At 55.9% G+C, this 23,142-nt stretch carries 16 protein-coding genes; 10 read left to right on the plus strand and 6 right to left on the minus strand.

What is annotated here, in order from left to right; genetic code table 11:
• The first annotated feature begins 7 nt into the window (after nucleotides 1-7).
• Complete coding sequence (locus BLT38_RS14255; protein ID WP_083345783.1) at nucleotides 8-328, plus strand: FmdB family zinc ribbon protein; 321 nt, start codon at nucleotides 8-10, stop codon at nucleotides 326-328.
• A gap of 65 nt (nucleotides 329-393) precedes the next feature.
• Here the strand turns inward: BLT38_RS14255 and BLT38_RS14260 are convergent, their stop codons facing one another.
• Genes BLT38_RS14260 through gatB form a run of 3 tightly spaced genes read right to left on the minus strand, consistent with a single transcriptional unit; the run spans nucleotide 394 to nucleotide 3,907 of the window.
• On the minus strand, nucleotides 394-786 hold the full coding sequence (locus tag BLT38_RS14260) for a DUF6496 domain-containing protein (protein WP_231966505.1): 393 nt from the start codon (nucleotides 784-786) through the stop codon (nucleotides 394-396).
• Between the two features lie 53 nt (nucleotides 787-839).
• Nucleotides 840-2,384: a hypothetical protein gene (locus BLT38_RS14265; protein ID WP_231966506.1), complete on the minus strand. Its 1,545-nt coding sequence runs from the start codon at nucleotides 2,382-2,384 to the stop codon at nucleotides 840-842.
• Nucleotides 2,385-2,425: 41 nt separating this feature from the next.
• On the minus strand, nucleotides 2,426-3,907 hold the full coding sequence (gene gatB / locus BLT38_RS14270; RefSeq protein WP_083345784.1) for an Asp-tRNA(Asn)/Glu-tRNA(Gln) amidotransferase subunit GatB: 1,482 nt from the start codon (nucleotides 3,905-3,907) through the stop codon (nucleotides 2,426-2,428).
• A gap of 177 nt (nucleotides 3,908-4,084) precedes the next feature.
• Here gatB and BLT38_RS14275 point away from each other — a divergent pair, with 177 nt between their 5' ends.
• From BLT38_RS14275 to galU, 6 genes are all read left to right on the plus strand, one after another.
• Entirely contained in the window at nucleotides 4,085-6,079 is a 1,995-nt protein-coding gene (locus BLT38_RS14275) for a DUF3857 domain-containing transglutaminase family protein (RefSeq protein WP_083345785.1), read from the plus strand.
• A 33-nt stretch (nucleotides 6,080-6,112) separates the two neighbouring features.
• Nucleotides 6,113-8,125, plus strand: coding sequence for a DUF3857 and transglutaminase domain-containing protein (locus BLT38_RS14280; RefSeq protein WP_083345786.1), 2,013 nt, complete (start codon nucleotides 6,113-6,115; stop codon nucleotides 8,123-8,125).
• 133 nt (nucleotides 8,126-8,258) lie between these two features.
• A complete protein-coding gene (mfd, locus tag BLT38_RS14285) occupies nucleotides 8,259-11,885 on the plus strand; it encodes a transcription-repair coupling factor (protein WP_083347106.1) in 3,627 nt (1,208 codons plus the stop codon).
• The gene (locus tag BLT38_RS14290; RefSeq protein WP_083345787.1) at nucleotides 11,882-12,550 is read left to right on the plus strand and encodes a YdeI/OmpD-associated family protein; all 669 of its coding nucleotides are present in this window, start codon (nucleotides 11,882-11,884) and stop codon (nucleotides 12,548-12,550) included. Before mfd ends, BLT38_RS14290 begins: the two co-directional genes overlap by 4 nt.
• Nucleotides 12,551-12,588: 38 nt before the next feature.
• A complete protein-coding gene (locus BLT38_RS14295; RefSeq protein ID WP_083345788.1) occupies nucleotides 12,589-14,343 on the plus strand; it encodes a DUF885 domain-containing protein in 1,755 nt (584 codons plus the stop codon).
• Nucleotides 14,344-14,459: 116 nt separating this feature from the next.
• A complete protein-coding gene (gene galU / locus BLT38_RS14300; RefSeq protein WP_083347107.1) occupies nucleotides 14,460-15,335 on the plus strand; it encodes a UTP--glucose-1-phosphate uridylyltransferase GalU in 876 nt (291 codons plus the stop codon).
• Between the two features lie 60 nt (nucleotides 15,336-15,395).
• On the opposite strand, the gene BLT38_RS14305 is transcribed toward galU, so the two are convergent.
• From BLT38_RS14305 to BLT38_RS14315, 3 genes are read right to left on the minus strand one after another with little or no spacing between them, the layout of a single operon-like run.
• Complete coding sequence (locus BLT38_RS14305; RefSeq protein WP_231966508.1) at nucleotides 15,396-16,328, minus strand: glycerophosphodiester phosphodiesterase family protein; 933 nt, start codon at nucleotides 16,326-16,328, stop codon at nucleotides 15,396-15,398.
• Between the two features lie 49 nt (nucleotides 16,329-16,377).
• Nucleotides 16,378-17,382, minus strand: a complete 1,005-nt coding sequence (locus tag BLT38_RS14310) for a transglutaminase family protein (RefSeq protein WP_083345789.1) — start codon at nucleotides 17,380-17,382, stop codon at nucleotides 16,378-16,380.
• A gap of 15 nt (nucleotides 17,383-17,397) precedes the next feature.
• Entirely contained in the window at nucleotides 17,398-18,384 is a 987-nt protein-coding gene (locus tag BLT38_RS14315) for an alpha-E domain-containing protein (RefSeq protein ID WP_083345790.1), read from the minus strand.
• A gap of 196 nt (nucleotides 18,385-18,580) precedes the next feature.
• On the opposite strand from BLT38_RS14315, the gene BLT38_RS14320 reads away from it, so the two are divergent.
• The 3 genes from BLT38_RS14320 to BLT38_RS14330 are packed head-to-tail and all read left to right on the plus strand — an operon-like array spanning nucleotide 18,581 to nucleotide 23,127.
• Nucleotides 18,581-19,840, plus strand: a complete 1,260-nt coding sequence (locus BLT38_RS14320) for an efflux RND transporter periplasmic adaptor subunit (protein ID WP_083347109.1) — start codon at nucleotides 18,581-18,583, stop codon at nucleotides 19,838-19,840.
• A gap of 13 nt (nucleotides 19,841-19,853) precedes the next feature.
• Nucleotides 19,854-20,579 (plus strand): ABC transporter ATP-binding protein, encoded by a 726-nt coding sequence (locus BLT38_RS14325; protein WP_047490166.1) that lies wholly within the window; start codon nucleotides 19,854-19,856, stop codon nucleotides 20,577-20,579.
• Nucleotides 20,580-20,628: 49 nt separating this feature from the next.
• Nucleotides 20,629-23,127, plus strand: a complete 2,499-nt coding sequence (locus BLT38_RS14330) for an ABC transporter permease (RefSeq protein WP_083345791.1) — start codon at nucleotides 20,629-20,631, stop codon at nucleotides 23,125-23,127.
• Nucleotides 23,128-23,142 lie beyond the last annotated feature (15 nt).

Genomic DNA, 23,142 nt, shown 5'->3' on the forward strand with positions numbered 1-23,142 from the left:
GAAACCGATGCCACTGTACGAATACCAATGCCAGAACTGCGGCCGCACGCTGGAAAAGCGGCAGAAGTTCTCTGATCCGGAATTAACGGAATGCCCGCACTGCGCGGGCAGATTGGAAAAGCTGTTGTCCGCACCCGCGGTGCAGTTCAAGGGCGGCGGCTGGTATGCCGACCTGTACTCGTCATCGAAGGGCGCGAAGAAATCCGGTGGAGATACAAGTGCTGCAGCAAGCAGCACCTCTTCGTCAGATTCTTCATCGTCGAGCAGCAGCCCTGCTTCCACTTCGACGCCCAGCACCCCATCTACCAGCAGCAGCACGACGAAGTAATAAGCTGACAACGAAATAGAAGGCCGCAGGCAATGCCTGCGGCCTTCTTCATTTCGAATCAAAGGCTACTTTTTCTTCGGTGCGGGCGGAACTTTCTTGCCTGCCTTGCGCGCTTCGCTGAGGCCGATGGCGATGGCCTGCTTGCGGCTGGTGACCTTCTTGCCACTACGACCGCTCTTCAGAGTTCCCTTCTTCATTTCGCGCATTTCTCGCTCCACCTGCTTACCGGCTGCGGGTGAATACTTGCGAGTGCTGCTCTTCTTCGCGGCCTTCTTTGCCGTTGTCTTCTTTGCAGAAGTTTTCTTTGCCGCCTTCTTCGCGGGGGCCTTCTTGCTTGCTGTCTTCTTTACCGTGGACTTCTTTGTTGCGGCCTTCTTCACGGATGATTTCTTTGCCGTGGTCTTCTTTGCGGGGGATTTCTTTGTTGCGGATTTCTTGCTTGCCTTTTTCGTTGCCATAACTACTTCTCCCTGACTGCGGTACTACATTCGGTGCGGGTGACTTTGTTGCGTCATTGTTTGGCGCTGCGCCTTCTGCGCAGTACCCAGAAAACGAACCCCGTTGCAGCGACGATGCCGAGGATCGTCATCTGTTCGCCGGTAAGCACCACGCGGCGAGAAAGCGTTCCGTTCTGCCATGCTTCGTAGCTTCGCTGTACGTCGTCACGCAGACCGGGTACGGTGACCGAAGCATAGTTTGTCGTCGGAAGCGATCCGAAGATGCGCGCTGGATCCGGTGGTGCACCACTGGTGTCTTTGGGCACGGCCTCCATCAGCTTTGTGATTTCTCCGTCGGGTTGATCTCGGAATAACTCAGTCTGTGCGGTGCTGGGAAAGAGCGTGGTCTTCCCTGTCATCTTGAATTCGATCGCGTTCACGACGTCCTGACAGACGCCCAGTGTGTAATAGCCGCCGAAGGGTAACTGCGCATGCGCTGCGTGCAGATACGCGTAGGCACGCAGCATGTTGCCTGTCAGTCGAGTTACTTCAACTGCATCTGCGTCGCGATACTCATGCGCGTGACGGCCCATCACCCACGGTTGATTCTGTTCGTCGTTGGTACGGAATTCCGCGCGGCCGTCGATACCGAAGTAGAACGCGACGTTCGCATTGATCTTCGGTCCGCTGATTAGCCATTCGTATTCGGCATGCGCAACAGGGATCAGCAAGCGGCGCTTTGGTTGCCACCAGTGGTCGCGCGGGACCAGCAAGAGGCTGTCAAGGAAGAACGGCATCTCGACATCTTTGCCGTTGTAATGAAAGTGGCCGAAGTTTGCGAAGTAACGCGCGTCCGCCACGGTCACGGTATGGCCTGTGGCCACGAGCGCCTGCACTAATTCCTGCGGCGTGTGCGCGGTGTGCTGGTCCAGCGTGACGGTGAAGTTCGACGTATCGCGATAGCCATTCAGCGACAGCCGATTCATCACCTCTGCCAGACGTGCGCTTTCACTGTGCAGTGGCGCAATCTTGGGATCGGGACCGTCGCCGTGTGTTACGCCTCCAAGTAGCGGTGTAACGTCCGCCTGAAATTCCGGACGGTCGCTGGGAACATCCAGCGACTCTGTCTGCGACTGCGTCAGGTTGTATGGACCGATGTTCACGCCGGCGGCAACGTCATAGGGCTGGTTGTCTGTTTTGACCAGACGGCTGCCGATGTCTACCGTCTGCGTGACGTGATGAATCGTCCATCCCGGAAAACGATCCAGGCCGGTCCAGTCTTTGCCCAGGATCATCTCTCGCAGCGTGTCGAAGAGCTTCGGCGTTAGATATGCGCCGTTCTTACCGCCCTTGTTCAGATAACCCAGAAGTTGTTCTGTGAAGCCCGGCTGCGCCGAAAGCTCGCTCATCATCTGCGAAAGCGCAACGGTGTTTGGCGGCAACGCAGCCTGATCGTTGGCGATGCTCCGCGCAACATCCGCCTTAGTTGCACATCCGGCGAGAAGCAAGAGAGTGGAGAGTCGTAGAACGTCCCATGCGCGCATGCAACTAATACGATGCACCTTCGCATCGTGAAGGCGATATAGGCACGCACCAGAAAATGCAATGGGCAGAGTCATCTCTGCCCGTTGCACTGTTTCGTTCTTATGGATCTGGATCGTTATGCTTCGTTCAGCTTCTTCACGACAAGCTCATTCAACAGAGCGGGATTTGCCTGTCCCTTCGACAGACGCATCACCTGGCCAACGAAGAACGCGCTGACCGTTGTCTTTCCGCCCTTATACTGCTCCACCTGCTTGGGGTTTGCAGCGATGACTTCGTCGATCATCTTTTCAATCGCACCGGTATCGCTGATCTGTTCCGGCTTTTCGCGATCGTAGACGGTAGCGAAGTCTTCGTTCTTCTCAAAGCTGATGTCGAAGAGTCCCTTCAACTGCTTGGAAGAAAGCTTGCCTTCTTCGAGAAGATCAGCGGCCTGCACGATACCCTTCATCGACACGGGCGACTGCGCAAGTTCAAGTCCTGCGGCATTCAAACGTCCGATCAACTCACCGAGCAGAAGGTTCGCGACGCGCTTCGGACTCTTCGATACCTTTGCAGCAGCTTCAAAGGTATCGGCAAAGCTGCGGTCCGATGCGAAGGTCGCCGCATCCTGCACAGTAAGGTCGTATTCCGCGATCAAGCGTGCGCGCTTGGCTTCCGGAAGCTCCGGAAGGTTCTTGAGGATGGATTCCTTCCATGCGCTATCCACGATCAACGCAGGAAGATCAGGCTCAGGGAAATAGCGGTAGTCATGCGCGGCTTCCTTGCTGCGCATGGAATAGGTGCGGCCCTCGCCGGAGTTATACAGACGCGATTCCTGCACGACACGCGCGCCGCTCTCCACCACTTCCACCTGTCGCTCAATCTCGTAATGGATGGCGTCGCGGATGAAGCGGAAGCTATTGACGTTCTTCACTTCGGCCTTGGTGCCGTACTCGGCCGCGCCCTTCAGCATGACGGAGACGTTGGCATCGCAACGCAGCGAACCTTCTTCCATGTTGCAGTCAGAGACGCCCGTGTACAGAAGGATTTCCTTCAGCTTGGTCAGATACTCGTAGGCCTCTTCCGGCGTGCGGAGATCCGGCTCGCTGACGATCTCCACCAACGGCGTGCCGCAGCGGTTCAGATCAATATAAGTACGGTTCGCGCTGTCGGCGAATCCGTCATGGATGCTCTTGCCCGCGTCCTCTTCCATGTGCAGGCGCGTAATACCGATGCGGCGTGTGCCGCCCTTGCCATCGCTGACGTCCAGCCATCCGTTCTCTGCAATCGGCTTATCGAACTGCGAAATCTGATAACCCTTAGGCGAGTCGGGATAGAAGTAGTTCTTGCGCGCGAAGATGCTCTCTTCATTGATGGTGAGGTTCAGCGCACGCGACGCCAGCACGGCAAACTCCACCGCCTGCCGGTTCAGCACAGGCAGCGCGCCGGGCAGTCCCAGGCAGACTGGGCAAACGTGCGTGTTCGGGTCGCCACCGTACTTGTTAATGCAGCCGCAGAAGGCTTTCGTCTGCGTCAACAACTGTACGTGGACCTCCAACCCGATCACGGGCTGGTACTTAGCGAGAACCTCAGGAGAAACACCGGCAACGAGCGACATATCTATCTTTCATTCTAGCGAAGGCGAGCGGCGGACCATTTTGGGAATCCCAGAATCCTGCGACATCCGACTGCTTGCGCGTTGGCGCGGTGTGGCGTATTACTCCTGTATCCCGATTTCCCTGATTGACCCTGCCGTACGATTTCGTCCGGTAGGTAGTTTGAGGTACTTGCTCCCATGTCGCCCGTTGCCCTGCCTGGCAGCCTGCTTCGCGCCGTCGCCGCATCCTGGGTGATGGCAGCATGCTGTATTCCTGCGTTTGCCAAAGATCAGGTCCCGGACTGGGTGAAAACCGCAGCCCAGACCTCCACCGATAAGGTTTCGAAAGAAGCCGACGCCGCTGTCCTGCTGCAGGAAGTCACGTATTCCGTTGCGCCGAATGGCTTGCTCGTGGAGCATGTGCGCCGCGTGGTGAAGATTCTGCGTCCGCAGGGACGCAAGCAGACTGAGATGTACGCGTACTATCGCAGTTCGCGAGACAAGCTGAACTATCTACACATCTGGAGCATCGGTCCCGACGGCAAGGAATACGCTCCGAAAGACAAGGAGCAGACCGATCTTGCCACTGACGGCGGATTTGAGCTGTACAGCGATTCCCGCGTCCGCGGTTTGACGCCACCCGCCATGGATGTGGGCGCAATTGCCGCCATGGAATATGAACGGCAGGAACAGCCCTACGAAAACGACATTATCTGGATTCCGGGAGAGGACATCCCCGTTTTGCGGGAGCGGATGACCTTGAATCTGCCAGACGGTTACACCTACAAAGCGACATGGAAAGGCAAAGCGAAGGCGCAGCCTGTCGATGCCGAACATGGAAAGACGTTGTGGGAGGTGGTGAACCAGCAATCGTTGGTGACGCATGACCGTGTGCCACTATCCCCCAATCAAATTACGGTGGCGCCGCGTCTGGACATCTTCTACCAAGGTCCGGTCACGACTCCGTATGGGGCGATGACTGGCGATTGGAAGAGCATTGGCGAATGGTACGAACGGCTCGCCAAGGATCGCAACAAACCCGATCCAGCGATTACTGCGAAAGCCCAGGAGTTAGTCGCTGGAAAGACTGACTTCCGCGATCGCGTAGCAGCAGTATCGAATTTCGTACAAGGCGACGTTCGTTACGTGGCCATTGAAATTGGTGTAGGTGGCCACCAGCCACACGCGGCAGCGGACATCTTCCGCGCACGTTATGGCGATTGCAAGGACAAAGCCACACTGCTAAGCGCGATGCTGGATGCAGTTGGCGTGCGCTCGACGTGGGTGATGGTGGATACGCATCGCGGCATGATCAACGCGGAAGCGCCATCTCTGATTGGCAACCACATGATTGCTGCCATTGAATTGCCCGCGAACTACACGCCGAAAGAGATGTACAGCGTGGTCACGGCGAAGAGCGGCAAGCGCTTCCTGATCTTCGATCCCACATGGGAGAAGACACCTTTCGGCCAGCTTGAACATGAGTTGCAAGGCAGCGATGCGTTGTTGGTTGATGGAGCAGACAGCCAGGCTATCCGACTGCCAATACTGAAGCCTGAGCAGAACCATGTTCAGCGCAAAGCCAGTTTCCAACTCGCGGCGGATGGCACGCTTTCTGGAACCGTCACGCAGGAAGAAGGCGGCGACATTGCTCGTACCCTGCGTGCACTCTCACTGAATGATGAGAAAACGCAGCAGCAAGCGCTGGATCGCTCGCTGGCCAGAGATCTTCGAGCTTTCCACGTGGAGGGCATGAAGATGGAGAACACCGCGGCGCTGGATCGCAACCTGGAGCTTCAATACACGATCAAGGCAGATCACTTCGCAGAACCTGTGGGCAATCTTTTCGCGATCCGTCCACGTGTGTTGGGAACAGAATCGATGAGGGTGGACGAGAAACCACGCATCCTTCCCATTGATCTTGGTGAAACGCGCCTTATCCATGATGACTTCACGATTGCTTTGCCAACAGGCTTCTCTGTGGATGAACTGCCTGCACCGGTGCATCTTGATCTTGGCTTCGCAGCCTACACCAGCGAGAGCAAGGTGGTGGACCATGCGATTCATTACAGCCGCACCTACACCGTGCGTGAAGTAAGCCTGCCCGCCGAACGTTATGCGGATGTGAAGAAGCTGGCCCGTACCATTGACGCCGATGAACAGAGTAGCGCGGTATTGAAGCGCGCAAATTAGTTTCCAAGTACGACCACTTTAGGAGTTCGAGTGATGAAGTTCCGCCTTATCGCAGCCGCAACATTAGCTCTTGCGATCACACCGCTAATCCATGCACAGCAATGGACCGCGCCCACGCCGGAAGAGTTGAAGATGACTTCCTTCCCGGAAGTTCCGGGCGCCGATGCCATTGTGTTGAACAAGGAAGAGATCGACGACGATGACATGCATGTGCAGTACCACTACATGCGCATCAAGGTGCTGACAGAAAAGGGCCTGAAGTACGCAGATATTGAAGTGGACTTCAATAAAAAAACAGATCTGTCCGGTTACACCATTGGCGAATTCTTTGCGCGCACCGTGCAGCCAGACGGGACCATTGTTCCCTTTACTGGAAAGGGCATGGACAAGGTGTTGGAAAAGGACGCGATCAATAACTACACACGGCGCGCTTATACGCTACCAGCCGCCAAAGTAGGCAGCATCCTGGAATATCGCTATACCATCCGCCGCGACGACCATTGGTTCGCACCGGCACGATGGACCATGCAGGGCGACCTCTACATTAAGAATGAGCATTTCCTATGGAAGCCCACGGATAAGGAACTGGTAGGCACTACACGCGGTGGCCGCGAGCACGTTTCGCAGCGCCTGACCTGGGCAAAGTCGCTTCCGGCTGGCGTGGATGTGGTCCAGCACAAAACGCCCACGGGTCGTGTTCAGATGGAGGCCACTGTATCCGACGTAATGCCATTCGCGAACGAGCAGTACATGCCTCCTATCTACTCCTCGCGTTACCACGTGTTCTTTTACTACACGCCTTATTACAACGGTAAAGATTACTGGGATACAGAGATCAAGTACTGGAACTCTGACACGAACAAGTTCACCGGAAATAACGGCACCGTTTCTTCTGTTGCGCATGATGTAACAACAGGCGCAACCACCGATGAAGAGAAGGCACGACTGCTCTACAGGTACGTAATGACCCTGGAGAATACGGACTACACGCGTGCGCGTTCGTCACAGGAAGAGAAGAAAGAGATTAAGTCCGCCGAAGATGTTTTGAAGCGCAAACATGGCTCCGCGAACCAGATTGCGATGACATACGTTGCACTGGCTCGTGCCGCTGGCTTGAAAGCAGATTCCATGCTCGTTGCCGACCGCTCTTACCTCATCCTGGATGTAACTTGGCAGGACATCTCGCAGCTTACGGATACGATTGCGGTCGTTAACTATGGTGGCCAGGATCATTACCTTGACCCGGGCAGCCGTTACAACTCCTTTGGCCATCTGGAATGGGACCACACCATTTCTGGTGGAATCCGTCAGGACAACAAAAATGCGGCGCAAGAGTTTTCAATGACTCCCGGTGAACCTTATAAGTACTCACACACTTCGCGCGTTGGCGATTTGAACATTGCTGACGATGGTCATATGACCGGGAAAGTGATTTTGACTTTTGAGGGAAGCCCGGCACTTCGCTGGCGCCACGTTGCATTAAAAAATGATGATGCGGAACTGAAAGACCAATTGAAGAAAGAGATCGAATCACTGCTGCCGGGTGGATCGGAAGTCAGCGTTGCGTCCATCACAAACCTGGACAACGGCGAACTTCCACTAAAGGTGGAAGCTAATGTCAGTGGACGAATCGGCAACAGTGTTGGTTCGCGAGTGATGCTGCCCAGCGTTCTGTTTGAGAACAACAGCAATCCACGTTTCCCGCACGAAAAGCGTGATCTGGGTGTCTATTTTCCGTACTCGGAAATCAGTCAAGATGCGGTGCGCTACACGCTGCCCGCGAACTGGACGGTGGACTCTGCTCCTGTAAATCAGGGGACAACGTATGAAAAGCTGGCAGCTTACTCGCTCACCTCGCAGCAGAAAGCAAACACCATCACTCTGCGGCGCGACTTCATCATGGGCGATATCTATTTCCCGAACGATAAGTACAAGGATCTGCGCACGTTCTATAGCGACTTTGAAGCGAAAGACCACAGCAATGTCGTAATCAAACGGAGCCCTGCAACGGCTTCAACAGGGGCAGCTCCCGCAGGCGCACAATAATCATCCTTCCAATAAATAAGAGAGGCGCTCTTTCGGGAGCGCCTCTCTTATTTATGTGCATCGTGCTGGCAGCGGCTCCACGGCACGATCTGACACCACTTTTCGAACCGCGGAAGACTACACTGGAAAGGCAATGATTCTCCCCTTTGTCCGCGACATGATAGCGGACCTGGAACATACCGAACCGTTTGAACGCTTGCGCCGCCATCTTTCCGGCGGGTCAGGGCGACGCCGCGTCTCGGGGCTCACGGCGACGGCTCGATCCATTTACCTGCCATTAATGATTCGCGCCAGCAATGCTCCGGCACTGATCCTGGTCAGTGACAACAAGGCTGCAGAAGCGCTTCACGAACAACTGAACGCCACCTGCGAACTGACCGGCGCGCTGAAGTGCGAAGAGGTGCTGCGCCTGCCAGCGCACGACGTTCTGCCGTTTGAGAGTCTGTCGCCGCACGCCGAGATCGCAGAGCAGCGTGCAAGCACTCTATGGAAGATCTGCACCGGTGCCGCGCGGGTGGTGATTGCGCCGTTGGAAGCTGCGTGCATGATCCTGTTTGGTCGCGACTATTATGCGGCACTCACCATTGAGTTAAAGCGCGGCGAAGAGCATGACACCACCATGCTGCTGGAACACCTGCTCACGGTGGGTTACACGCGTGTCGATGTAGTGGAAATGCCTGGGCAGGTAACGCTACGCGGCGGCATCATGGATGTTTATTCGCCAGAGATGGATCGGCCCGTGCGCATTGATTTCTTCGGCGACGAGATCGAGTCCATGCGCAAGTTCGATCCGGAGACGCAGCGCTCGTCTTCACCCGTGGACGAAATTACGCTGCTGCCGCTCACGGAAACTCCGGTTACTGAAAAGTTGTTGGGCGCAGTACATGCACGGCTTGTGCGCGGTGGCGCGGCTGGCGCCGAACTGGAAGGCGGCGAAGAGCCGCGCGAAATTGCATCCAGTGTTGGCAATGTCTCCGTCTTTCCCGGATGGGAATTCTTTGCTCCTGTGGCAGGCGCGGCAAGCACGCTGCTGGACCTGATGGGCCCAAAGACACGCGTGTATGTGGAAGAGCCCGCCATGGTGAAAAACCAAGGCGAGCGCTGGTGGAACAAGATTGAACAGCGACACGATCGCAGCGGCATTGGCAATCTTGTAAAGCCGGGCGACATCTATATCTCACCGTGGGATCTTGAAGATCGCATCCGCCGCTACCCCGGCGTGGAACTCGATCAACTTGGCGCTGTCGATGTTCTTGATCCAGACACATCTTCACAGACGGAGATTGAATTTGCATCGCGCCCCACAATGCGTTTTCACGGTTCCATTCCTGCGTTCACGGAGCACCTGAAGTCGCTGCAGCAAGCTGATGCGCGCGTGATAATCGCCGCGCCCAATCAGGGCGAAGTGGAACGGCTTGCAGGCATGTTGCAGGAGTACGGGCTGGCTTATCGCATTGGTTCGCGCGTGCAGCAACAGAGCGGTTCCGCGACAGTATACGAAGAGAGTAGCTATCTCACCGGCGACATTCGCACGCCCGTTATCGTGCGCACGCCGCTCGCTGCAGGCGTGCAGTTTCTTGATCTGGACAAAGCGACAGCGCGGCAACTTATCATCTTTGGCGCGCAGGATCTGAATGATGAAGCGGATGTGCATGCGCGTCCTGTGCAACGTAAATCGAAAACAGCAGCATTCATCAGCGACTTCCGCGACCTTACCGTGGGTGACTACGTTGTCCACGTAGAGCACGGCATTGCGAAGTACATGGGCCTGCGCACGATTGAACAAGAAGGCGCGCCGCTTGAATTGATGATCCTGGAGTTTGCCGATGAGGCAAAGCTCTATGTGCCGCTGACGCGTCTTGATCTGATTCAGAAGTACCGCAGTAGCGAAGCCGGGCCTGCACCGGAACTGAACAAGTTGGGCGGACAGGCGTGGGCCAAGACAAAGGCTCGCGTAAAGAAGGCCATGCAGGACATGACGGAGGAGTTGCTGAAGCTTTATGCGCAGCGACAGGCCGCCATGGGTTTTGCGTACACGCAGGACACGCAGATGATGCGTGAGTTTGAAGACGCCTTCGACTACAACGAAACCGACGACCAGATCGCCGCAATTGCGGACATCAAGAACGACATGGAATCGAATCAGCCGATGGATCGGCTGCTATGCGGTGACGTGGGTTACGGCAAGACCGAAGTGGCAATGCGTGCCGCGTTCAAGGCAGTGCAGGATTCAAAACAGGTGGCGATTCTTACGCCAACGACGGTACTCGCATTCCAACACTTTCAATCGTTCAAGAAACGCTTCGCGCGTTTCCCTGTGAATGTGGAGCTTGTATCGCGCTTCCGCACCGCGAAAGAACAGAAGAGGATTCTGGAAGACACTGCGGAGGGCAAAGTCGATATTCTCATCGGCACACATCGCCTGCTGTCGAAAGACATTGTCTTTCAAGACCTGGGTCTTCTCATCGTCGATGAAGAACAGCGCTTTGGTGTGCGACATAAGGAACGCCTCAAGCAGATGCGCGCACACATTGATGTGCTTGCGATGTCTGCTACGCCCATCCCACGCACACTTCACATGAGCCTGCTGGGCCTGCGCGATATGAGTGTGATTGAAACGCCGCCCAAAGATCGAATGGCGATTCAGACCATCGTGGCGAAGTTTGATGAGAAGCTGTTGCGCACCGCCATTGAATTGGAACTGGAACGTAACGGCCAGTGCTACTTCGTACACAATCGCGTGGAGACGATCTACGAGCTTGCGTCGAAGATTCGTGAACTTGTGCCGCAGGCACGCGTGATCACGGCGCATGGACAGATGGCCGAAGGCGAGTTGGAAAAAGCGATGCTCGCCTTTATGAACGGTGAGTATGACGTTCTGTGCGCCACCAGCATTATTGAAAATGGCCTCGACATTTCAAGAGCGAACACCATCATCATTAACCGTGCAGATCGTCACGGATTGAGCGAGTTGTATCAGCTACGTGGGCGCGTGGGCCGTAGCGATCGCCGCGCATACGCGTACTTGCTAATCCCACCAGAGAACGAACTTACAGAGATCGCGCGCAGACGCTTGGCCGCATTGAAAGAGTTCAGCGACCTTGGCGCAGGCTTCAAGATTGCCGCGCTTGATCTCGAATTGCGTGGCGCCGGAAACATGCTGGGTGGCGAACAGAGCGGCCACATTGAAGCCATCGGTTTTGAGATGTATACATCGATGCTGCAGGAAGCTGTAAGCCGCATTAAGGGTGAACTGAAGGACGAGCGCCCGGGTGTGGTGCTGAACCTTGGCATCTCGCTGCGCATTGATCCCACGTATATCGCCGAAGAGAATCAGCGCCTCCGTATGTACAAACGCATTGCTGGCGCAACCGACACGGGTGTTCTTGCGGACGTTCGTTCCGAGATGATTGATCGCTACGGCGAGCTTCCCGACTCCGTGGCGAATCTGCTTGCAGCAGCCGAGATTCGTTTGCAGAGTGAGCGCATCAGCATTGCACAGCTTGATCGCAAACGTGTGCAGATGGAAGAGAACCGTCAGAAGGTCTTCCGCGAGATGATCATCATCAAGTTCGATCCGAAGGCGAAGATCGATCCTGGCATGCTGATGAAGCTGGTGTCGCGCAATACGAAGAAGGGCGCGAAGTTTACACCGCAAGGTGTACTCTACTGGCCTCTGACCAGCGCGCAATCGGCGGATGTAATCGCAGAGACGAAAGCATTGCTGGAACAGCTTGATCTAACGCCGGTGACTGCATGAAGACAAAACCGCGATCTTTCAAGGCCACGCTTGAGAAGATGCAGGACACGCTTGGTTGGACGATTGTCCCCGTGCCGTTTGATCCAGCAAAAGTGTGGCCAGAGAAGATTCGCCAGCGCATCAAAGGTACTATCAACGGCTTCGCGTTTCGCACCTCGCTCTTCCCTGTCACGGGCAAAACCGGCACTTACTTTTTGCTGGTGAATCGATCCATGCAAGTAGGTGGCGACGCATCTCTGGGCCATGTGGCATCGTTCACGCTTGAGCCCGATCTTGATCCACGACCGGCAGAATTACCAGAAGAACTGGACGCGCTGCTGGATGAGGAGCCTGGCCTTCGTGAATACTACGAATCCTTTACGGAGTACACGCGCCGTGAGATGGGTAAGTGGATTCTGGGTGTGAAAAGCGACGAAGCAAGGATGCGTCGTGCGCAGCAGGGCGCAGAACGGATGCTGTTTGCCATGGAGGGCGAACGTGAGCTTCCGCCTGCCATTGCAAAGGCGCTGAATGCGCGTCCCAAAGCAAAGGCTGGCTGGGCAAAGATGACAGAGTTGCAGCGCCGCAATGGATTGTTGGCCGTGGGCTACTACCAGACGCCCGAATCACGCGCCAAACGCATCCAGAAGTTATGCGACGAAGCGGAAAAACGCGCCGGAAAGTAATCCACAGCTTCGACCGCGCAGTAATATGTTCGCAAGCCATGCGACTGCTTTTACGCACTCTTACCGCTTCCCTTCTGGCCCTCACCACGTGCTGCATGCACGCGCAGCGCATCTCTGCCGACGGTGCCATGCAGACGTTTGATGTGCTGTCGAACCAATACTTCGATGAGTTCTATTTCCCGAACTCACCCACATCAGGGACTGCGGTCGGCTATCACCAGTTTGATACCAGGCTTGAGGATTACTCCGCTGCGGCACGCGCGAAGCAAATTGCCGGCTTGCATGATTGGGAAAAGAAGTTTGAAGACATCCCCGCAGATGGGCTGGATACCTCCGTCGCTGCCGACCGCGAGATTCTGCTGAACTCCATCCGGTCGCAACTGCTCACACTGGAGGTCATTCGCCCTCTGGATAAGAATCCGGATGCGTATTCCTCGGGCGTTACCAGTAGCGTCTTTGTATTGATGGAGCGTCCGTTTGCTCCGGCGAATGTCCGTCTGCGTGATGTGATTGCGCGCGAACGATTGATTCCACAAGTGTTTGAGGAAGCGAAGAAGAACCTGCAGAATCCCGCGAAGATATCTACAGAAATCGCGCTGGAGCAGATTGATGGCATTGTCAGCTTCTTCCAGAACGATGTGCCTTCTGCCTTCAACGATGCGACAGATCGCATTGCCAAGGTGCAGTTTGCAAAGACGAATGCCACGGTGATTCAGGCGTTAAAGGATTACGGCACATGGATGAAGTCGGATTTGCTGCCGCGCTCCAATGGCGACTTCCGACTGGGCGCAGATACGTATCGCAAAAAGCTGTTGTATGACGAGATGGTGGACACGCCGTTGGACAGGCTGCTTGCAGTGAATGAAGCAAACATGCGGCAGAACCAGGCAGACTTTGCACGCATTGCCAAAGAGCTCGATCCGAATAAGACACCCGCGCAGGTGCTGGCAGAACTGGCCACTATTCATCCCGCTCCGGACAAGCTTCTGGATGCCTTCCGCGACAGCTTTGCTGCGGAGATTGCCTTCATAAAGGATCATCACATCATCACCATGCCAAACGATGATCGGCCAGTGCTGCAGGAGACGCCTCCCTTCATGCGTGCCACCACATCAGCCAGCATGGATCCTCCGGGGCCGTTTGAAACGCGCTCTACCAAGGCTTACTTCAACGTGACATTGCCAGAGAAAGGCTGGACTCCGGAACATATTGCCGAGCACATGGCGGAGTTCAACGTCGGCACGATTGTAAGCACCAGCGTGCACGAAGCCTATCCCGGCCACTTCACCCAATTCCTATGGCAAAACCAGTTCCCATCGCGCGTTCGTAAGTTGATCGGAGCTAACACGAATGTGGAAGGGTGGGCGCACTACACAGAGCAGATGATGTTGGATGAGGGCTTTCAGACACCCGGTGCGGATGCTCGCACGCAGAAGCTGATTCGCCTGGGACAAATTCAAGATGCACTGCTACGCAACGCGCGGTTCACAGTTGGCATCAAGATGCATACCGAAGGCTGGAGCGCGGATCAGGCTGAGCAGTATTTCGTAACTGAGGGATATCAGTCCCCTTCTGTTGCGAAGATGGAAACAAAGCGAGGTACGTCCGACCCCACCTATCTGTACTACACGCTGGGTAAGCTGGAGATATTGAAACTGCGCGCCGATCTGAAAGCAAAACAAGGTGCGGCGTTCAATTTGCAGCAGTTTCACGACAACTTTATGCGGCAAGGACCTGTACCAATCAAAATCATGCGACAGGCAATGCTTAAAGAAAATTCGCCAGTTCTGTAAACCAGTAGATACTGACAAGTTTTCATTGAACGCTATTTGGTTAACGCGGTTAAATCCGATAGCATGACGAAATCGCCCCCAGCGTCTTGTACGAAAACTTCATGGATAAGCCAGAGATGACCAAGACTATTCGTAAAGCTGTTTTTCCCGCCGCCGGCATGGGCACACGCTTTTTGCCCGCAACCAAGGCGACACCGAAGGAAATGCTTCCTCTGGTGGATAAGCCCCTGATCCAGTACGGCGTGGAAGAAGCCGTGGCAGCAGGGTGCACCGAGATCATCATTGTGACTGGCCGCGGCAAGGGCACAATGGAAGATCACTTTGACCGCGCTCCAGAGCTTGAGGCATCGCTGGAAAAGCGCGGCAAGCATGCATTGCTTGATATCGCGCTATCCACCACGAAGCTGGCGAAGATCACATACGTGCGACAGCCCGAAGCTCTTGGTCTGGGTCATGCTGTGCTGATGGCGAAGGAACTGGTGGGCGATGAGCCCTTCGCTGTTCTGCTGCCGGATGATATCGTCGACGCGAAGACCCCCTGCATGAAGCAGATGGTAGAGGCCTTCGCCAAGACCGGCTCATCCATTCTCGGTAGCGAAGTGGTGGAAGGTGATGCCATTCAGAACTACGGCTGCCTTGCATGCGCACCGGATGCTTCTGACTCGCGCCTGCTGAAGGTTTCCGACATGGTGGAAAAGCCGAAGCCCAGCGAAGCACCAAGTCAGAACGCAATCATTGGCCGCTACATTCTGACGCCACGTATCTTCGAGATGCTGGAAACCATCACGCCCGGTGCAGGCGGCGAGTTACAGCTCACCGACGGCATCAAGGCGTTGCTGCAATATGAGAGCGTCTACGGCTTCACCTATGAAGGCAAGCGTCATGATGCGGGCGATAAACTCGGCTTCCTGAAGGCCACCGTTGAGTTCGCTTTGCAACGGCCTGACCTGGGACCGAAGTTCCGCGAATGGCTGAAGAACTTCCCTCTGTAATCAGCACTTCATAACGAAGCGAAATGGGATGCGATGATCGCATCCCATTTCGCATTTACATTACTTGTGCAACGGCGGAGTCTGCTTACGCAGCCAATCACGCAGCGCCTCAGGATCATCCGTGATGATGCCATCCACGTGTGCATCTGTCAGTCGTTTCCACTCTTCCGGAGTGTTGGGGGTATACGGCAGAACCTGCAAACCAAGCTTGTGCGCTACAGCAACTTCTTCCGGTGTGACGAGGCTGGCATCAGGGCTGAGGATGTTTGCGCCTGACACCTTCGCCATGTTCGCAAAGCTCTTGTCGGGTTCGTTGATGCCCATCAGCTTGTCATACTTCGCTTGACCAAAGAGTGCCGAACGTCGAATCGCCGGATCAAGTGTCTGCATCGCGTGCAGCGTGCGGAAATCAAAGCTCTGAAGAATCACGCGCTGTTGCAGATGATGTTTGCGCACAGCCGTATCGATCATCTGTACGAAGACCTCAGGCGAAGGCGTCATCTCCGGATGCAGCAGAAAGATCTTCGTCTCCACGTTGAACTCGAAGTTGCCCTTCGGCGCCAAATCCAGAACCTGATCAAACGTGGGGACGTGCGTGTTTGGTACGGCCACCTGCTTGGGAAACGCAGCTAGTGTCTTTGCGCCACAGTCATATTGCTGAAGCTGCTGAAACGTCAGCGAATGAATGGGAGTGTCTTTCGCCAGCGGCGGCCCAACACACTCGCGCTCGCCGGGATAACTTGAGTTCAACACCGGTGAGTGCGATACCACCAGAACATTGTCTTTGGTGACAGCGAGATCCAGTTCCAGGACATCGGCGCCGTGGGCAATGGCGTACTCAAAAGCGGGAATGGTGTTTTCCGGTCGCGTGGCGCGAGAGCCGCGATGCCCATGCACTACGACCATTTGCGCGCTGCACGCAGCAGTACATAGCAGCAAGGTGAAGACGTGTTTGATTCGCATCCACGCAGCATCCACTACGGCAATCAACATACGATGAACCGCACGAAAATTGCTTTCAAAGCATTCCCGTGAACAGCAACTACTGTTGTTGCTGAGCCTGTTGCAACTGCTGCATATGTTTGATGTGATCGGCCACGGGATTCGGCGGCGCAGGAAGCTGCTGCGCTTTCTCCACCAGCATGGACCAGTCCTCGGGTACCGGCATTTCCTGATCGAGTAGCGGCGTGCCTTCACTGGGACTGACTCGCACCGCCACGCTCAATTTTGAGGAAGCAGAGCCGCGAAAGATGCCATGTGTGGGCGGGACATCCGCATAGTCGCGGCCAACGGCTGTGCGAATGTGGCGATCACTTCCAACAAGCCAGTTCGTGGGATCAAATCCCACCCATCCAAGCTGTGGCAGGTAACACTCCACCCACGCGTGCGTTGCCGAATTGATACTGCGGTCGTTGTCGCGTTCGCCGCTATAGAGATATCCACTTACATAACGGCATGGAATCTTGAGGTACTCACGGACCAATGCAATCATGACGTGCGAGAAGTCCTGACACACACCGCACTTCTGCGTAAGTGCTACGTCAATGGGTGAATCGACGTCTGTAGACTTCGGAACATAGTCAAAGTAGTGATAGAGCTTATTGTTCAAATCATGCAACACCATCAGTGGATCGTCCCGACGGCGCACATCCAGAGTCTTTGCCAGCTCAGCCAATAACGGCGATGGCTTTGCGAATTCACTGGGAAAGAGAAACTCCCAGAAGTCTCCGGCCTGCACATCAGCATCAAGAGCGGCCCAGGCATCAGGAGACAGAAACGCCGGGACAGGAGCAATTTCCTCCATCTCCACAAGACTTTCCGCAACAATCACGAGTTGCTCATGACCACCAGGAATATCGAAATGATGCACATGATTGCTTAGGTGATCGCGATACGAGAAAACACGGCAACGTGGCGACACCGAAAGCTGAAAACTCAGGCATCGCTGCAACGCATCCGAACGCGGATGCATGCGCGTCTCCATAATGCTTTCGCTAACGTCGTTGGAATATACGAACTTGGTCAGATGCCGCACGGTGTAATACATAGTTCGTTTTCCTCACTAACCTGCAAGTGCAGCCTGAATAGAGTAATCAACATACAGCTCGTAGATGGCGTTATGAATCTCGCGGCACTGTCGCTGAATATCGTGCAGATATGTCACTACATCACCGCTCATAATCTCTTCCACGCTGGAGTAACTCAGTGTGGATCGCAGCCTGCCTGAGATACGCGTCAGCTTATCGCCGCGCGCCCCGCCACTTAGCCCTTGAACCACTTCCAACGCCTGCTGCATGGCATCAATAGAGAAGCGCAGAGAGTGCGGGAAGTCCGCATCCAGCAACAGGAACTCCAGAATCCAATCTGGTGACAAGTCCGCGGTGTACACCTTGCAATAGGCTTCAAACGCAGTTGCGCTTCGGAGCAGCCCCATCCATTCCAGATATTCATTCGAATCCGGAAGAGCATCCGTGTTTGCCCACAACTCTGGTTGATACGCCTCCAGCAACATGGCCGTCGCAGACGCGCGTTCCATGAATCGGCCTACCTGGATAAACTGCCACCCTTCCCCATGGCTCATGGTGGAATCAGTCACACCCTGAAACTGGTGAACGCCTTCCATCACCTGACCGAGAAATTCTGTAGGCCCTTCGTTCTGCTGCAGCGTTGAATCAGCATGCGTATCGCTCTGCATCTCAGGCCGTGTCACCTGCAGATACAGTGAGTTCAGTCGCTGCCACATCTCCGTGGAAATCTGCTCACGTACATGCCGCGCATTTTCGCGGGCGCCAATAATGCATCCCAGCACGCTGGAACTGTTGGAAGCATCGAAGGTGAGCCTGCGCGCCAGGGCGATCGCGTCGCCTTCAAACTGCACATCGCGCGGCGCACCCAGCGCCTGCAGCACACGCTGCCACCGTCGATCGGCGACGTTGGTTGGTTCGTCCAACATCAGGTTGAGGTTCACGTCTAACAGACGCGTGGTGTGCTCCGCTCGCTCCAGGTAGCGGCTCATCCAGTAAAGGCTGTCGGCAACTCGTGAAAGCATTTTGGGAACAACTCCTGTGGAGAGTGGAGTCTAGAGTAACAACACCTGACCGAATCACCAGCATTTTCGTCCGCTAATGGACACTTTATCCATTTATGGACACGCCCGGTTCTCTGCCTCATCCGTAAGACCTATGAAACCAGCGTTTTAATTTTGCTGCGAAATGGCGCATGGCATGCGTATTCAGTACGTAACCATGGACATCGCAAGGCCAGATCTAAAGCGCACAAAAGCTCGCCGCCGGGTGGTAATAGGCATCGTTGCGGCAATTGCCGTTGCTGTCACTGTTTACTTCGTCTCTCGCCTGAAGCCCGGAGCGCCTGAGGTGGACCGTGCGTCTATCTGGACGGATACCGTGAAGAACGGCCCTCTGCTCAGGCAGGTGCGCGGACCGGGAACGCTGACGCCCCGCGAAGACAAGCTGCGACTGATTCCGTCGCAAACAGAGGCCACCGTGGTCCGCATCCTGGTACTGCCGGGTGCGCATGTGTCGCAGGACACGCCGCTGATGGAGCTGGTGGATCCCCAGGTTTCGCAGGAATTGCTGGACGCACAGCTACAGCTGAAGGCCGCGGAAGCCGACCTGGTGAACACCAAGGCCAAGCTACAGAGCGACCTGATGACGCAGCGCGCCGCGGCCGCCACCGTGACCCAGGACGAAAAGCAGGCCAAGCTGCAGGCTGAAACAGATAAACATCTTTACGACCTTGGAGTAATCAGCGGCCTGACCTACTCCGCCTCCAAGGGCAAGGCTGAAGAGCTGAACACGCGCAACGGCATTGAAGGCCAACGACTGACGCTGAATGAGCGTGCGATCCAGACGCAGCTTGCTGTCCAGCAGACGAAGGTGGACCAGGCTCGTGCGCTGCTGGACCTCAAACAGAAACAGCAGGCAGCACTTACGGTTCGCGCTGGCATTAATGGTGTTCTGGTCGACCTGCCCCACCAGGTGGGCGAGCACATCGACGTGGGCACCACATTGGCCAAGGTAGTCCAGCCAGACCAATTGAAAGCCAGCCTGAAGATTCCAGAGACACAGGCCCGCGACATTTCGATTGGTCAGCCTGCGGAAGTGGACACGCATAACGGCGTGATCGAAGGCAAGGTGATGCGTATTGATCCTGCCGTTGTGAACGGCACCGTCACCGTGGATGTGGAGCTGGCAGGCGATCTACCGCAGGGCGCTCGGCCTGACCTGAGCGTGGACGGCACCATCAACCTGGAGAACATGGGTAGCGTTCTGCAGATTGGCCGACCGGCCAACGGCGCAGAAAACAGCACAATCAGCCTCTTCAAATTGAACTCCGACGGCAAAACAGCCGTAAGAGTCCCTGTACAGGTAGGACGGGGCTCGGTAAACAACCTTCGGGTTCTGAACGGACTGCAGGCTGGCGACACCGTCATCCTGTCAGACATGTCCAAATACGACAACACAGACCGCATTCGCCTGGAATAAGGAGAAGAAACGCATGTCAAGCACGCAACCCGTCATCCACATTGATGGACTCACAAAGGTCTTCTACACCGATGAAGTGGAGACGCATGCGCTCAGCGGCGTCCAGCTTGAGATTGGCCGCGGCGAATACGTGGCCATGAGCGGCCCTTCCGGCTGCGGCAAATCTACCCTGCTGTCCATCGTCGGACTGCTGGATACAGCCTCTGCCGGCAGCTACCAGCTCAATGGTCGTGAAGTTGCCGGACTGGATTTTGCCGAGCGTTCGCGCATCCGCAACCAGGAGATCGGCTTCATCTTCCAGAGCTTCAACCTGATCGGCGACCTGACCGTTGCAGAGAACGTGGAACTGCCGCTCACCTATCGCGCTGGCATGTCTTCCACGGAACGCAAGCGTCGCGCACAGGAAGCGTTGGAGCGCGTGAACATGGCGCACCGTATGCGGCATTATCCTGCACAGCTCTCCGGTGGTCAGCAGCAGCGTGTGGCTGTAGCGCGTGCACTGGCGGGTTCGCCGAGCATCCTACTGGCGGACGAACCGACCGGAAACCTTGATTCTAAGAATGGCGAAGCGGTGATGACGCTGCTGAAGGAGCTGCACTCCGACGGCGCGACCATCTGCATGGTGACGCACGATCCGCGCTTTGCCGCGCATGCGGAACGTCAGATTCATCTCTTTGACGGACGCGTGGTCAGCGAAGGCGAATTGAACGCACTGCTCAGCGAAGCCGCACTGGCATAAACCACCGCGGATATAGTTCGGCGACAGTTGCCCAGAAGGGACGACAACAATGATGCTCGGCCAAAATTTCCAGTACGCATTTCGGCAATTGCGGCGCAGCCCCGTGTTTACGGCAACTGCGCTGCTCACGCTGGCACTTGGCATCGGTGTCACCACGGCCATGTACAGCGTGGTGCGATCGCTGCTGCTGGAACCGCTGCCATATGCGCAGCCGGATCGTTTGGTCGCCATCGCTTTTCAATTCCCTAAGGAAAAACCCTCCACATCACAGGTGGGCTCTGTCGCTGATTTCCTGGTTGAACACGCGCACTCCTTCTCCTCCTTTGGCATTGCGGATGGTGGCACGACCGCAGTGAATCTTGCACCGTCTGCCACTGGCGGTGGCCGCCCTTATCAAGTGCAGCAACTGCGTGTGTCGCGTGACTTCCTCCCCACCCTGGGTCTGCATCCTGCGTTGGGCCGCTTCTTCACCGCGGATGAAGATCGCAGTGGCGGTCCTCGCGCAGCACTGATGAGCTATCGCCTTTGGCAGACTGCTTTTCAGGGTGACCCAACCATTGTGGGTCGCACCGTGCGCATCAACGGTGACGACGTTCCCGTCGTAGGCGTTCTTCCGGAAGGCGTACTCGGTGATCTCTATGGAGGGAATGCGCAATCAGCTGCGGCAGGGATCTGGCAGCCGCTTCAACTCGGTTCGAAAGATCCGGGTTACGACGGCGACAACTACCAGATGATCGCGCGCCTACGCGAAAGCGTAACCATTCCGCAAGCACAGGCAGAGATGCAGGCGCTGCAGCAAGCCTTTGCGCAGCAGCATGCCTGGTTCTATCAGTGGAAAGCGCCTAACGGCACGCTGAATGAGTTTCATGTGTGGCCGCTGCAGACAGCATTGGTCGGTGACGTTCGCGGCAGCCTCATCGTTCTGATGGATGCGGTCGCAGCAGTGCTGCTGGTGGCGTGTCTCAATCTCGCTGGTCTTACGGTTGCACGCAGCATCGCACGTTCACGCGAACTCGCGATGCGCACCGCACTGGGAGCAAGCCGTTCTGATCTGCTGCGCCTCATGCTCTCAGAGAGCATTCTGCTCGCCATCGGGGGCGCCCTGCTTGGCCTCATGGTGGCACGCACAGCAGCTATCGCATTCGTTGCGTATGCGCCCATCTCGCTTCCCCACTTCCATGCCTCTTCCAATCTCTGGATGATGGCGTTGGTGGAATGCGCTCTGGCTGCATGCGCCACGATTTGCTTCGGTCTGCTACCTGCCTTATTAGTGCTGCGTCGCGGCGTGAATGACAACCTGCGCGACGCAGGCTCGCAAGGTCAATCCGTTGGCTACGGCCGCACAGGCAGAGTGTTGGTCGTGGCACAGGTGGCTCTGGCATTCACCCTGCTGTCCGCAGCATCGCTCACGCTGCATGCCTTCCTCAGCATGCGTTCTATCGCTCCCGGCTTTGATACGCAACAGATATCGATTGCCCAGGTGACGTTGAAAGGTGAGGCATACGCCAACGCGCAACACACCGTGCAGTTGGTTCAAAGCGTATTGCAGGACCTTCAACAGCAGCCTGGAGTAAGACAAGTTGGCGCTGTGAATGGCCTTCCTTTGGATCGTGGGCTGAATCTGAGTGGTGCTCCTGCGGACCACAAAGACCAACGGCGAGTCGTTAATGCACGCTTCGTAACCCCGCACTACATGCAAGCGTTGGGAATCGCTCTGCTGCAGGGGCGCGATGTTACCGATGCAGACCGCTCCAACACACCACACATCGCCATTGCCAGTGAGACCGCGGTGAAGAAATGGTGGCCCAACCAATCCGCACTTGGCCAGCGCATCACGATCGGTTCTGCAGGCGAATTTGAAATCGTAGGCGTCGCACAGGATACGCACGAGCGTTCGTTGATGGATCGTCCCGGTGTTCTCTTCTATATCCCGCTGACGCAGATCGACGACAAGTTCATGACCATGATCAACGGTTGGTTCCCGACGACCTTCGTCATTCGTCAGGCTGGCGGCGTGGATCTATCAGCCGCCGTTGCGCATGCAATTCAACAGGCTGATCCGGAACTTCCCGTCGCAAAGTTTGAACGCATGCAAACCGTGGTGGATGAAACAGTAGCCGCGCCACGTTTCTTCTCATGGATGTCCAGCGCCTTCGCCTCATTCACACTTCTACTCACTTCCATTGGTGTCTTCGGATTGCTGAGCTATCAAGTGGTGCAACGCACGCGAGAAATCGGCGTCCGCATGGCGCTGGGAGCCAGCCGCAGCCGAGTGCTGACGCATGTATTGTGGCAGGGCATGGGCCTTACGGCCATCGGGCTTTGCATTGGCATGCTGGCCTCCGCATATATGCCGCGACTGATTGACCGCATTCTGTCAGACTTTATCTTCACACCCGATGGCAGCCTGCACATGCCGCTTTTGCAACAAGTGAATGCAGCCGCCACCGCACTGATGCTGATGCTTTTGATTGCGGCAATTGCCAGCGCTCTTCCCGCGCGCCGCGCCGCTTCCATTGATCCCATGCGCGCGCTTCGCAGCGAATAACGCAGAAAGGAAGGC

Origin of the sequence: Terriglobus roseus (assembly GCF_900102185.1) — a bacterium.
Lineage (GTDB): Bacteria > Acidobacteriota > Terriglobia > Terriglobales > Acidobacteriaceae > Terriglobus > Terriglobus roseus_A.

Bases quoted from the DNA above. Each gene is read 5' to 3' on its own strand.
- BLT38_RS14255 (WP_083345783.1), top strand. From the start codon at position 8: ATGCCACTGTACGAATACCAATGCCAGAACTGCGGCCGCACGCTGGAA.
- BLT38_RS14260 (WP_231966505.1), bottom strand. From the start codon at position 786: ATGGCAACGAAAAAGGCAAGCAAGAAATCCGCAACAAAGAAATCCCCC.
- BLT38_RS14265 (WP_231966506.1), bottom strand. From the start codon at position 2,384: ATGACTCTGCCCATTGCATTTTCTGGTGCGTGCCTATATCGCCTTCAC.
- gatB (WP_083345784.1), bottom strand. From the start codon at position 3,907: ATGTCGCTCGTTGCCGGTGTTTCTCCTGAGGTTCTCGCTAAGTACCAG.
- BLT38_RS14275 (WP_083345785.1), top strand. From the start codon at position 4,085: ATGTCGCCCGTTGCCCTGCCTGGCAGCCTGCTTCGCGCCGTCGCCGCA.
- BLT38_RS14280 (WP_083345786.1), top strand. From the start codon at position 6,113: ATGAAGTTCCGCCTTATCGCAGCCGCAACATTAGCTCTTGCGATCACA.
- mfd (WP_083347106.1), top strand. From the start codon at position 8,259: ATGATTCTCCCCTTTGTCCGCGACATGATAGCGGACCTGGAACATACC.
- BLT38_RS14290 (WP_083345787.1), top strand. From the start codon at position 11,882: ATGAAGACAAAACCGCGATCTTTCAAGGCCACGCTTGAGAAGATGCAG.
- BLT38_RS14295 (WP_083345788.1), top strand. From the start codon at position 12,589: ATGCGACTGCTTTTACGCACTCTTACCGCTTCCCTTCTGGCCCTCACC.
- galU (WP_083347107.1), top strand. From the start codon at position 14,460: ATGACCAAGACTATTCGTAAAGCTGTTTTTCCCGCCGCCGGCATGGGC.
- BLT38_RS14305 (WP_231966508.1), bottom strand. From the start codon at position 16,328: ATGTTGATTGCCGTAGTGGATGCTGCGTGGATGCGAATCAAACACGTC.
- BLT38_RS14310 (WP_083345789.1), bottom strand. From the start codon at position 17,382: ATGTATTACACCGTGCGGCATCTGACCAAGTTCGTATATTCCAACGAC.
- BLT38_RS14315 (WP_083345790.1), bottom strand. From the start codon at position 18,384: ATGCTTTCACGAGTTGCCGACAGCCTTTACTGGATGAGCCGCTACCTG.
- BLT38_RS14320 (WP_083347109.1), top strand. From the start codon at position 18,581: ATGGACATCGCAAGGCCAGATCTAAAGCGCACAAAAGCTCGCCGCCGG.
- BLT38_RS14325 (WP_047490166.1), top strand. From the start codon at position 19,854: ATGTCAAGCACGCAACCCGTCATCCACATTGATGGACTCACAAAGGTC.
- BLT38_RS14330 (WP_083345791.1), top strand. From the start codon at position 20,629: ATGATGCTCGGCCAAAATTTCCAGTACGCATTTCGGCAATTGCGGCGC.